8 protein-coding genes are annotated in these 12,897 nt (G+C 54.6%); 7 read left to right on the top strand and 1 reads right to left on the bottom strand.

Translation table 11 applies throughout. The annotated features are described in order from the left end of the window. Nucleotides 1–395: 395 nt before the first annotated feature. The 7 genes from MKY58_RS05945 (at nt 396) to MKY58_RS05975 (ending at nt 11,901) form a co-directional block, all read left to right on the top strand. Nucleotides 396–1,163, top strand: a complete 768-nt coding sequence (locus MKY58_RS05945) for an alpha/beta hydrolase family protein (RefSeq protein WP_339323846.1) — start codon at nt 396–398, stop codon at nt 1,161–1,163. Between the two features lie 11 nt (nt 1,164–1,174). Continuing rightward, nucleotides 1,175–2,131, top strand: coding sequence for an ABC transporter permease subunit (locus tag MKY58_RS05950; protein ID WP_339323847.1), 957 nt, complete (start codon nt 1,175–1,177; stop codon nt 2,129–2,131). Between the two features lie 18 nt (nt 2,132–2,149). Further along, a complete protein-coding gene (locus MKY58_RS05955; RefSeq protein ID WP_212948027.1) occupies nt 2,150–3,052 on the top strand; it encodes a carbohydrate ABC transporter permease in 903 nt (300 codons plus the stop codon). Nucleotides 3,053–3,103: 51 nt separating this feature from the next. Continuing rightward, on the top strand, nt 3,104–4,702 hold the full coding sequence (locus MKY58_RS05960; RefSeq protein ID WP_339323848.1) for an ABC transporter substrate-binding protein: 1,599 nt from the start codon (nt 3,104–3,106) through the stop codon (nt 4,700–4,702). A gap of 428 nt (nt 4,703–5,130) precedes the next feature. Further along, the gene (locus tag MKY58_RS05965; RefSeq protein WP_339323849.1) at nt 5,131–7,290 is read left to right on the top strand and encodes a glycoside hydrolase family 3 N-terminal domain-containing protein; all 2,160 of its coding nucleotides are present in this window, start codon (nt 5,131–5,133) and stop codon (nt 7,288–7,290) included. A gap of 118 nt (nt 7,291–7,408) precedes the next feature. Continuing rightward, nucleotides 7,409–10,771 carry a cellobiose phosphorylase gene (locus tag MKY58_RS05970; protein ID WP_339323850.1) on the top strand — a complete coding sequence of 1,121 codons (3,363 nt, stop codon included), beginning with the start codon at nt 7,409–7,411 and terminating at the stop codon, nt 10,769–10,771. A gap of 143 nt (nt 10,772–10,914) precedes the next feature. Then, nucleotides 10,915–11,901: a LacI family DNA-binding transcriptional regulator gene (locus MKY58_RS05975; RefSeq protein WP_339323851.1), complete on the top strand. Its 987-nt coding sequence runs from the start codon at nt 10,915–10,917 to the stop codon at nt 11,899–11,901. 73 nt (nt 11,902–11,974) lie between these two features. Here the strand turns inward: MKY58_RS05975 and MKY58_RS05980 are convergent, their stop codons facing one another. Further along, the gene (locus MKY58_RS05980; protein ID WP_339323852.1) at nt 11,975–12,847 is read right to left on the bottom strand and encodes a TetR/AcrR family transcriptional regulator; all 873 of its coding nucleotides are present in this window, start codon (nt 12,845–12,847) and stop codon (nt 11,975–11,977) included. Nucleotides 12,848–12,897 lie beyond the last annotated feature (50 nt).

Consider the following 12,897-nt stretch of genomic DNA (forward strand, 5'->3'; position numbering starts at 1 on the left):
GCTTTCCTGCTGAAATCAAGACCAGAAATGGATCGTTTTAGTAGAATGATGAACATTCCATGTCATGGAAAGAGGTTTTAGAAAAAGATAGTTGACATGAGGTGACAAGGGGATTATGATGTTATCGAAACGATTCGAATGAATCGCTTACAAACAAAGAAAACGGTCTATACGAAATACTGGAACGATGGATTGCTAGAGGCTCTAAGGTCGAACATTACAGGAAAATAGGCATTATTTGGACGTTTAAGGGAGAGGTTTGAGCATGAAAGAAACGTTTCGCCAAGTCGTCCGAGATTTTTGTCGAATTTTGCAAGTTTAATCAATGACGAAAGACAATAAAGCCAATTTTGCAACTGTATGTTATAAAAAGACGCGATTGAAAGGGGTTACATATGGCGCATTTAACGATTGATACCGGCTCGCCTGCCTTGCGGATGACCACCAACATTCATGTCATCTCGCCCGTCGATGCCGGCGTTCCGGCAAGCAGCACGCTTTATCTTCTTCACGGGGCCGGGGACAACGCCAGTACATGGCACCGCCTGACGACGATCGAGCTGTATGCGGCCAAATACGGCTGCACGGTCATCATGCCGGAAGCCAACCGAAGCTACTACACGGACATGGAATACGGTCTCGAATATTTCCGCTACGTGACGCAGGAGCTTCCGGACCTTTGCGGCCGGCTGCTCCGGCTGAACGAGGATCCCGGAAAAACCTACGTGGCCGGCTTGTCGATGGGCGGGTACGGTGCTTTGAAATGCGCCCTGACCTATCCGGACCGGTATGCGAAAGCGGTATCCTTATCCGGCGTTACCGATATCCAAAAGCGACTCCGCGATCCGAACATGGAAGCGGGGATGGCGAAGGAGATGCAGGCGGTATTCGGACCGGACCTTCAGGTCAAGCCGGACCAGGACTTGTACTCGCTGGCTGCGAAACGTATCGACGAAGGCGGGCCGCTCCCTTCGGTCCTTTGCTGCTGCGGAACCGAAGATCCTTTTATCGGGATGAACCGGGAGTTCGCCGATTACATGCGGAACACGCCGTTCGAATTCGCGTATGTGGAAGGCCCGGGAGCCCATGATTGGCTTTTCTGGGAAAGGCACCTGAAAACGGCTTTCGACTTCCTGTTCAACGAAAAGAAATATGTAGAGTGAGGCGATGCAAATTGAAACCCGCAGCCTTAGGGCCTGACAAAAAATTACGAGCGCGTTCCGCGACTCCTTGGTACAAGGAAATCTGGAAGCACCGAATGACCTATACCCTGCTGATTCCCGGCCTGGTTTGGTTGATTTTGTTCGCTTACCTGCCGATGGGCGGTCTGTCGCTGGCGTTCAAGCACTACAAGGCCAACGAGGGCATTTGGGGAAGCCCTTGGGTCGGCTTCGAAAACTTCAAATACGTCTTCCGCGATCCAACCTTTGCGCAGGCCGTGTGGAGAACGCTGTACGTCAATATCATCAAGCTGGTCATCACGTTCCCGTTCCCGATCCTTCTTGCGCTGCTGCTGAACGAGCTGCGGATGCGCAAAACGAAAAAGCTGTTCCAAACGGTATTTACGTTTCCGCAGTTTTTGTCCTGGATCATCGTTTCCGGGATCGTCATCAACGTGCTTTCCTACGACGGATTGCTGAACAGCGCGCTGCAGCTGATGGGGCTGCCTACGATCAACTTCCTGGGCTCGGAAAACATGTTCCTGCCGATGCTGATTCTCACCGACATCTGGAAGTCGACCGGCTGGGGCGCGATCATCTTCCTGGCGGCCATTTCCGGCATCGACCAGGACCAGTACGAATCGGCCCAAATCGACGGCGCTTCGCGGATGCAGCAAATTTTCAAAATTACGCTGCCGAACATTCTTCCGACCGTTACCGTCATGTTCATTCTTAACGTGGGCGGTTTGATGTCCGCCGGCTTCGACCAGATCTTCAACTTGGCGAACGCAGCCACGCAAAACGTGTCCCAGGTGCTCGACGTATACATCTACCGCATTACGTTCCAGTCCTCGACGGACTTCTCGTTCTCGACCGCCGTCAGCTTGTTCCGTTCCCTTGTGAACATGATCCTGCTGCTGGCCGCCGACCGAGTGGCTAAAATGATGGGCGGAGACGGCTTGTTCCGCTAGGAAAGGAGTGAATAACAGATGAGTACCGCTACCGCAAAACGGCATAAATACCGGATCGGCAAAATGACCTTTCTCGACTATGCGCTGCTGGTCGTCCTGATCATATTGTCCTTGATGATCCTCATCCCGTTTATCAACGTGATCGCGATTTCGTTCGCTTCGCAAAAAGAATACGCCGATAACCCGATGATGCTGTTTCCGAAGCATCCGACGCTGGACGCTTATAAGGCGTTGTTGAATGACGGAAGGATTTTGACGGGCTTCTGGAATACGATCAAAATTCTCGTCGTCGGGCTGCCGCTCAGCTTGTTCCTGACAAGCACGATGGCCTACGGCCTGAGCCGGGACAAATTTCCGGGCAAAAAGCTGATCTTTTTCCTGGTTCTGTTCACCATGATTTTCAACGGCGGGATCGTGCCGCTTTACCTGGTCATGAAGTCGCTTCACCTGACCGGTACCTTGTGGTCCGTCATCCTGGTGGGCAGCTTCAGCGCCTTCAACATGATCCTGATGATGAACTATTTCCAAGGCCTCCCGGAATCGCTGATGGAATCCGCCAGACTCGACGGAGCCGGGGAATGGAAGATCCTGTTCTCCATCGTGCTGCCGCTGGCCGCGCCGATCATGGCAACGATTACGCTGTTCTACGGCGTCGCCTTCTGGAACGGATGGTACGACGCGATGATTTTCCTGCGAAAGGCGGAGATGCTGCCGCTGCAAAACGTCCTAAGAACGATCATCGTCGAATCCTCGACAAACGTTTCGAACGCGTCCAGCGTGGACGCCCTGAACAAATCCGGTTTTTCCACGGGAATGAAGATGGCTTCGGTTTTCGTATCGATGGTGCCGATTATGTGCTTCTTCCCGATGCTGCAAAAGCACTTCGCCAAAGGGGTGTTGACAGGGGCTATCAAGACCTGATTACACAATAGATTTTTAATTGCAAAAATCTGATCAAAGTGGGGGAAAAACATGAACACCAAAAAGCTGCTTAAACCTCTCCTGGCCGTCGCGCTGTCGGCGGTTATGGTGACGGTCACTGCCTGCTCGAAAGACTCGGCATCATCCGGCGGCAACGAAAAAGACGCGGACGGCAACTACAAGGACAAGCTGAAAATCTCCGTCGCGCAGACGACCGAAGTGAAGGACGGCGTGCTGGACAACGAATTCCACAAATATTGGATGGACAAGTTTAACGTCGAGTGGGATTACAACTACGTGCAATGGGATTCCTGGCCGGAAAAACTCCGCCTGTGGATCAACTCCGGCGACCTGCCTGACGTGGCAAGCTGGAACTACGTGCATGGCGATTTCATGAATTACGTGGACCAAGGACTTTTGTACAAATTCCCGGATGACTGGAAGGAACGCTGGCCGAACGTAGCCGCAGCCTACAAGCTGACGGGCCTTGGCGACAAACTGGAAGAGCTGACGGGGGGCACGTACATTCTGCCGAAACCGGTCTACTACCAAAACAAACCGGCCGACCCGCTCGTGAACCAAATCGGCGTCATCGCGCTGCGCAAAGACTGGGCGAAAGCCGTCGGATTCGAGCTGAAGGACGCATACACGACAAGCGAGCTGATTCATTATGCCGAGCTGATCAAAGAGAAGGATCCGGGCAAACTGGGCTCCAAGCTGGTTCCGATGTCTTATAACGCGGACGATGCCCTGACGAACATCATCATGGCCAACAGCGAACACTCCCGCGTGGAATCCGCATTCTACAGAGGCGAAGACGGCAAATTCCATTGGGGTCCGGCGGATCCGGAAACGTTGACCGGCCTGAAGCTGATGCAAAAAGCGTATAAAGAAGGCCTGCTGAATCCTGAGTTTTACACATGGAAAAACAACGAAGGCACCGACAACTTCAGAGTCAAAGGCGTAGCCGGCATCATGTCCCTCGGCGGCCTGGCTTCGTACAGACAGGATCTGGACAAAAACATGCAGAAAAACCTGGGCGTCAGCAGCGACGAACTGGTCCACACGGCCATCGTTCTCGGCGATGACAGCAAATACCGTAACTTGGAGCAGGTCAATTTCTGGTCGTCCCTGATCTTCTCGCCGAACATCAGCCAAGAGAAGTTTGAACGCATCATGGACATCCTCGATTACTCGACAAGCAAAGAAGGACAATTGCTCGTCAACATGGGCTTCGAGGGCAAAGATTGGAAATACGACGACAAAAACGAGCTGGTCAGCCTGCTTCCGGAAGGAACGACGCTCGAAGACAAATATCCTGCGCGTTTTGAAGGCCTGTATGTCCTGGGCGACGACTTCAGCGTCGTGAACCCGGCGATCAAAAAGGAATACCGCGACCGTGCCGTGCAGCTTTTCCAAGAAAAAGCGAAACTCGGCAAAGAAGGCGGCAAGCTGGCGACTTACGATTGGGACGTACAGCTGTATGATTCCAAAGCAAAAAGCCAAGCAACGTTCGAATATCAAAACGAGTATGCCAACCTGATTCTGCAAAGCGGCGATCTGGAAACCAACTGGAAGAAATGGGTGCAAAGCAAGCAATCCCTCGTTCAACCGGTGCTGGATGAATTGAACAGCAAATTCGCCAAGTAAAGATATCTCTAAAAAGGACGATGGGCGAGGGGGTTGACCTTGACCCCAAACCTCCGTCCGTTAACCCGGTGTGCAGCATTAGGGTGCAGCCGGGTTCTTCTCTTCATGACGGCCGGAAAGCCCTCTATTTTCCAGCAGGGACGGCGGGCTTCCGGCCTCGTGAAAGAGACGAAGTCATCCCATCTCTTCTGATTGAGGAGTTTGCACAAGCGGATGGAAACAAAAATCTATCCGTCCTGCCCGCTTCCGGGGCGGCGGATGTTGCGCAAGCTCCTGAGAAAGAAGAAAGAATGCCGGAGTCTCCCACGGCTCGCGGCGTTCTATAAATCTTTCATATATAATGAAGCAATTTTCGGCCCAGGCGCCTGTACAGCAAAAAAAGAGAAAAAACCCGCTTGAATGTTTGAGCAGGTAGTGGAGGGAACTGTATGGATATTCAGCAATTAAAAGGCCTTATACAACAAATGACGCTGGAAGAGAAAATCGCTCAATTGCTTCAGCTTACCGCCCATTTTCACGAAGGTACGGACAACGAAGGTCAAGTGACCGGACCGATGGAGGAAATGGGAATTACCGAGCCGATGGTTACCGGCAGCGGTTCCGTGCTTGGCCTTTCCGGGGCGCAGGCGGTCATCGACGTGCAGCAATCGTACCTGAAAAAAAGCCGGCTGGGAATCCCGCTGATGTTTATGGCGGACGTCGTGCATGGTTTTAAAACGATTTTCCCGATCCCGCTCGCCATCGGCTGCTCCTGGGATTTGGAGCTGGCGGAGAAAAGCGCGGAAATCGCCGCCAAAGAGTCGGCCGTATCCGGCATTCACGTGACGTTTGCGCCGATGGTCGATCTTGTGCGCGATCCGCGCTGGGGAAGAGTCATGGAAACGACCGGAGAGGATCCTTATCTCAACGGATTGTTTGCCCGCGCCTTCGTAAGGGGTTATCAAGGAAGCAATCTGAAAGAGGAAACCGACCGGCTGGCGGCTTGCGTGAAACACTTTGCGGCTTACGGCGCGCCGGAGGGCGGACGGGACTACAATACGGTCAACATGTCCGAGCGGCAGCTGCGTGAGCAATATTTGCCGGCCTATAAAGCGGCGCTTGACGAAGGCTGCGAAATGGTCATGACATCGTTTAACACGGTGGACGGCATTCCGGCGACCGGCAACGAAAAACTGATGCGCGGCATTTTGCGCGACGAATGGGGATTCGACGGCGTGCTGATCTCCGACTGGGCGTCCATTCGGGAGATGATCGCGCACGGCGCGGCCGAAGACGACCGCGAAGCGGCATACCGGGCGATCCGGGCCGGCGTCGACATCGAGATGATGACCCCTTGTTACGTCCGCCATTTGCCGGAGCTCGTGGAGAGCGGCAAGGTGGACGAAGCGCTCATCGACGAAGCCGTATTGCGCATCCTGCGCCTGAAAGACAAACTCGGACTTTTTGAAAATCCGCTTCGCGCGGCAGACCCGGGGCGCGAGAAGGAAATTCTTTTATGCGAGGAACATCGCCGGGTTTCCTATGAGCTGGCTGCCAAATCGAGCGTTCTCCTCAAAAACGACGGCGTGCTGCCGCTGCGAAAGGATGCCCGCGTCGCCTTGATCGGCCCGTTCGCGGAAAGCAACGATATCCTCGGCTGGTGGTCCTGCGTAGGGGAGAAGGAAGATGCGGCTCCGCTCGCTTCGGCGCTCAAGGAACGTTTCGCCGGAACCCTTGCCGTCAGCGAAGGCTGCGGCATCGACAGCATGACGCCGGAGCAGCTGAAGGCGGCGCTCGAAACGGCCCGCAGCGCCGACATCGTCGTGTTGGCCCTGGGCGAAGAATCCGCGATGAGCGGCGAAGGCGGCTCCAGAACGAACATCCGCCTGCCTCAGGCGCAGCTCGAGCTGGCGGAGCAGCTGAAGGCGCTCGGCAAGCCGATGGCAGCCGTCATTTTCAACGGCCGTCCGCTTGATTTGCACGGTATATTCGACGAGGCCGATGCGGTGCTTGAAGCCTGGTTCCCGGGCAGCGAAGGCGGGGCGGCGATCGCCGACATTTTGACCGGCCGCGTGAACCCGTCCGGGCGTCTGACGATGTCCTTCCCGCAATCGGTGGGCCAAGTGCCTGTATACTACAACCATTTTAATACGGGACGCCCGATGGATCCTTCCAAATCGGACGAACGTTACGTATCCAAATATATCGACAGCCCTAACGATCCGCTGCTGCCGTTCGGGTTCGGCCTTTCGTACACGAGCTTCGAATACAGCGATTTGACCCTGTCGAGCCCGGAAATGAAGGCGGATGAACAGATCACGGTGCAAGTGAAGGTAACCAATACGGGAGAACGGGCCGGAATCGAAACGGTTCAATTATACGTTCGCGACGTGGCGGGAGAGGTCGTCCGTCCGCTCCGCGAGCTTAAAGGGTTTGAACGATTGGAGCTTCAGCCGGGAGAGAGCCAAACCGCCACCTTCACGTTGACGGAAGAGCAGCTGCGGTACCACCATTCCGATCTCGGTTTCGCAAGCGATCCCGGTTCCTTCCGGGTATTCGTGGGGGCGAACAGCCGCGACACGCTGGAAGCGTCCTTTAAGCTGGTTTAATCGAAACAGGTGAACGTGAATGAAGGCGGACCGTGCGAGGGGCCTGACGGCCTCTCCGGCACGATCCGGACACCGCGCTCGCAGGTTTATTTCAAGGGTTAGGAGGAATTAACAACATATGACAGCCACGATTACGAACTCTAAGCTAAACATCCAAGCGGGTGATTTGAGCTTTACCTTTTGGGAAAGCGGCGATTTGCACCAGGCTCTAAGCGGCCAAACCATGATAAACCAACTGGTGGCAAGCCCGATCGAAGGAGCTTTGAATAACCTGTACCTGCGTATTCACCGCGAGTCGGGCATTTCGTTTTACCCTCTGCTCGGCATCCGTTCCCAAAGCAAAGTAAGCGCCGGGCAACGCCGGATTCTTTGGGAAGGCAGCGCCGACGGCGTCGAATACCGCGTGACTTTTGCCGTGTCTCCGCTCGGCGTCTGGTTCTGGGACGTGGTGGCCCGGGGCGAAGGGGTAAGCATCGACATCATCTACGGACAGGATCTCGGCAATGCTGACATCGGGGCGGTGCGCAGCAACGAAGCCTATTTGTCCCAATATATCGACCATACCGTTTTCGAGGACGATGATTTTGGTTACGTCGTTTGCTCCAGACAAAACATGCCGCAAAGCGGCGGCGCGTTCCCTTATATCCAGCAAGGCGCCTTGACGCGCGCTACCGGCTATTCGACGGACGGCTTTCAATTTTTCGGCTTGTCCTACAAGGAAACAAACGTGCCTTCCTGTCTGAGCAAGGCCGGGCTGGCCAATGAAATCTATCAATACGAGTTTGCTTACACGGCGCTGCAATCCGAGCGGGTGACGCTTGACGGCGAAGCGCGGTTCGTATTTTACGGCCTGTTCAAAGAAAACCATGCGGCCGCAGTAACCGAGCTCGAGTATAAAGCCGAGGTTCAGCAGGCTTGGGAGGCTTATTTGGCCGAAGGCGAAAAGGACACGCTGCGGCAGCTGCCTGCCGTTCGGTTTAACGGAACCATCGGCGAACCGCTGCAAACCCTCTCCATGTCGGCGGAGGAAATCGATGCGCGTTTCCCGGAACATAAGAGACAACAGGAAGAACGCGAAGGCGGACAACTCCTTTCGTTTTTCACGGATTCCTATGAACATATCGTATGCAAAGAAAAAGAATTGCTGGTTGAACGTCCGCACGGCCATATTTTGATGAGCGGGAACAACATTGAATTCGGGGCAACGGTCATCACCACCACGTCTTACATGTACGGCATTTTCAACTCGCATCTGGTTGTGGGCAACACGAATTTCAACAAAATGATGAGCAACGCCCGAAACGCGCTAAACGTGCCGAAAACGGCCGGACAGCGGATTTACGTCGAAGTGGACGGGCAATACCGGCTGCTGACGATGCCCTCGCTGTTCGAAATCGGCTTTAACTATGTGCGCTGGTATTACAAAACGACGGGCGACATGCTGGTCATCACGAACTTTACGACCGTGGACACGCCGGAAGTGCGGCTGAACGTTCGTTCCGAAAGCGGTAAGGCGTATCGTTTCCTCGTGACAAGCCAGGTGACGATGAACGTCAATGAATACGAAGCGCCGGTTCGCATGACGAACGAAAACGGCGTCCTTACCTTCTTCGGCGGGCAGGATGACATCCGCAAGGAAGCCTACCCGAACTTGCAATACCGCATGCGGCTGGATGGCGCCGCGGCCGAGATCGGCGACGAGACCGTGCTTGCGGAAGGCGTACCGGCCGGCTGCGCGTCGCTCTGCACGATGCAAATCGAGGCAACCCGCGAGTGGACCCTGACGGTGCAAGGTTTGCTGAACGGCGAACACATTCCGGCCGAAGACAAAAACGCCGAGGAAGAGATCGCCAAATATCGCGATTTCTACCGGGAGGTCATGAACGGATTCCGCCTTACCGGCGGGGACGGAACCGAGGGCGCCGACTTCTTCAAAGTGAACGCGCTGGCTTGGTGGTACACGCATAACATGCTCGTCCATTATTCGGTTCCGCATGGCCTGGAGCAATACGGCGGCGCGGCATGGGGAACGCGCGACGTGTGCCAGGGACCGTCGGAGTACTTCATGGCCACGCAAAAATTCGGTCAGGTCCGGGATATTTTGCTTACCGTATATTCCCATCAATACGAGGATGACGGAAACTGGCCGCAGTGGTTCATGTTCGACCGGTATGCCCCGGTGCAGCAGGAGGAGAGCCACGGCGACATTATCGTCTGGCCGCTCAAGGTGCTCAGCGATTATTTGACGGCTACGCGGGATTACAGTATTTTGAAGGAAAAGGTTTCCTATACCGTTAAAGGAAGCTTCAAGTTCACGGAACAAACCTACACGCTGCTCGAGCATGTGCATAAGGAAATCGGCTACATCCGCAGCCACTTCCTGCACGATACGTATTTGTCGTCTTACGGCGACGGGGACTGGGACGACACCCTGCAGCCGGCGAACGCCCAGCTCAAGAAATACATGGTCAGCAGCTGGACGGTGGCCCTGACGTACCAGACGTTTACCCAGCTGTCCGCGGCGCTGCTGGCGGAAGAGCCGTCCTTTGCGGCGGAGCTGCAGGAAATGGCGGACGGCATCAAACGGGATTACCACCGGTATATGCTGCAAACTGACGTTATTCCGGGATTCCTCTACATGGAAGACCCTGCCGACGCCAAGCTGATGCTGCATCCGACGGACACCGAAACGGGCATCCAATACCGCCTGCTGCCGATGACGCGCAGCATGATCGCGGAACTGCTCGATCCGGAGCGGGCAAAATCGCATTACGCATTGATCAAGGAAAAGCTGTTCTTCCCTGACGGCGTTCGTTTGATGAACCGCCCCGCCCAGTACGCCGGAGGCGTCAGCACGCATTTCAAACGGGCGGAGCAGGCTTCGAATTTCGGACGCGAGGTTGGGCTTCAATATGTCCATGCCCACATCCGGTTCATCGAAGCGATGGCGAAGCTGGGACATGCGGACGACGTATGGAACGGGCTTAACGTCATTAACCCGGTGGGCATCCGCGACGTCGTGCCGAATGCGGAGATGCGGCAGAGCAACGCGTATTTCAGCAGCTCGGACGGCAAGTTCAACAACCGCTACGAGGCGCAGACGCATTTTGACGACCTGCGCAGCGGCAAGGTGCAGGTGAAAGGCGGATGGCGGATTTATTCCAGCGGTCCGGGGATTTACATGAACCAGCTGATTTCGAATGCCCTCGGCATTCGCCAGGACCAAGGCGGACTGACGATCGACCCTGTGCTGCCGGCATCGCTGGACGGAATGCATTTCGATTTCGAATACGACGGGGTGAAGGTTACCTTCGTTTATCATATATCCGGCGCTTCCGTCAGCCGCGTGACGCTAAACGGCAATCCGCTCCAGGCGGAGCGGGTGGCCAATCCTTACCGCGAGGGCGGCTTGCGCATCAGCAAGGAAGCCTTTGAGCAGGCGATGAAGGACGATCATAACGTCGTTGAAATTTTTATGTAAATTTTTAGGCGATCTTAACGGATCGCCATTTTCCATAGGATCCAATTCATCCAAGAATGAACGGGATTTTGCGGGAAAGGGGCGCCAGCAGGCGCCTCGCCTGCGAAATTCCCCGGCGAACAACGATAAGGAGCGAGGACAAATTGGTAAGTATAAAGGATATCGCTAAAAAAGCCGGAGTCTCCATTTCAACGGTATCTTATGCCCTGAACGGCAGCAGCAAGGTGACGGACGAAACCAGCGCGAAAATACTGCAAATCGCCAAAGAGCTGAACTATGTTCCGAACGCCGCTGCCAGAACGCTGAAAAAACGGGAGACGAAAATTCTCGGCGTGTTCCTGACGGACTTCAAAGGGGATGTGTACGGGGAACTGCTGGACGGCATGAAGGAGGTCTGCAACTCGCAGGGTTACGACCTCATCGTCTGCAGCGGCAAGCAGTCCCACCGCATGCTGCCGGAGCGCTTGATCGACGGCGCGGTCATACTGGACCATACGTTCTCCAGCGAGGAACTGCTGAAGTACGCGGACCGCAACCATAAAATCGTCGTGCTCGACCGCGAGCTGGATCATCCGAACATCAATCAGGTTTTGCTCGACAATAAGGCCGGGGCGACCTTGGCCACCGAATATTTGGTGGAGCAAGGCCATAAAAAGATCTATATCGTATCCGGTCCCGAAGGGTCCTTCGACTCGATCCAGCGCATGAAAGCCGTCAAAATGGTTGCGGACCGGCGCAGCGACATCGAATGGATCGAAATTCAAGGCGACTTCAAAAAAAGCGGGGGCGAAAAGGCCGCCGAACAAATCATGCGGGAGTATACGGAACCCGTCGCGGTGTTTTGCCTGAACGACGAGATGGCGATCGGCCTGTGCAACCGGCTGGCCGATACGGAGTTCCGGATCGGCGAGCAGATCCATTTGATCGGTTTCGATAATATCGAGCTGACCCGGTATATGCAGCCGCGGCTGGCCACCATCGACTATTCCAAACGGAAATGGGGGGCGCTCGCGTCGGAGCAGCTCATCAAAATCATTTCCGGCGAAAAAGTCGAGCATGAGCGCATCTACGTAACGCTCATCCAAGGCGAATCCGTGGGGAAGCCTTCCGTAAAAGGCGCATCCCGTTAACATTAAAATGACCCGAATCGAGGCAAACCGTCCATGGTCCTCGTATTCGGGTCATTTTGCTATGGCTGTTCGTTCAAAACATAAAGCTGAGCTGTTTGGCATAGGCGCCGACGGCGGGATTATTTTCGAGAAAAGAGACATACACGTGGAGCAGCGTAGGATTGGGGTCCGGCCGCTCGAACTCCTGCTTGAGCAACCGGATCACGTCCTGCAGCTCCTTTCGCTGGTGTTCGGCCATCGGGAGCTCGTCCAATTGGTCCTTCAACGAATCCAAAAATTCCTGGACGTATTCCTGCACCGCGGCAGGGTCGGCCGGATGAAGTTCGTTCACGTAAACGCTGTGCTCGTCCATCACCGGAGCGGCGTCTTCTTCGAGCATGTCGCGTACGACGGCATCCATTCGCTGCTGTATAAAACGTGCAAGCTCCGAAAGCGGCTGCCGGACGACCTTCTGTTTGGCATAAGCCAGATACTCCCTCAGCATGCCCCTGAAAATGGTAACGACATCCCATATATGCTTCCCGATTTTTTCGCCGTAGGCCTCAACAAAAAAGTCCCGGTGCAGGTTGAGCAGCATCGTTCTTTTCCTTTTCCATGCAAGGATGAAATTCTCATGATCCTTCACGGGCAATTCCTTGAATTCGCTCGTAAAATAATAGTTTTCAAGCATGTAGCGCAGCTGAAATTCGATTTTCCGCCGCAGTTGTTCCTTCGGATCGGGGCAAGGCTCAAGATCCAGTTCCTTCGCCTTGGCGAACATGGTCTGATGGCAGGCCTCGAACACCGCGGTAAACAGATCCTCTTTCGAAGGAAACAGCTTATAGATGCTGCCTTTGGCCATGCCGCAAGCTTCCGCGATGTCCTTCATCGAAGCCGCGACGTAACCCTTTTCCTTGAATATTTCCATGGCTGTATTCACAATTTGCTGTCGTTTCAATATCTCCATGACGCCCACCTCATTTTGTATTTTGACATGACGGCAGAAGAAGGTCAATG

Origin of the sequence: Paenibacillus sp. FSL W8-0194 (assembly GCF_037969745.1) — a bacterium.
Lineage (GTDB): Bacteria > Bacillota > Bacilli > Paenibacillales > Paenibacillaceae > Paenibacillus_AQ > Paenibacillus_AQ cookii.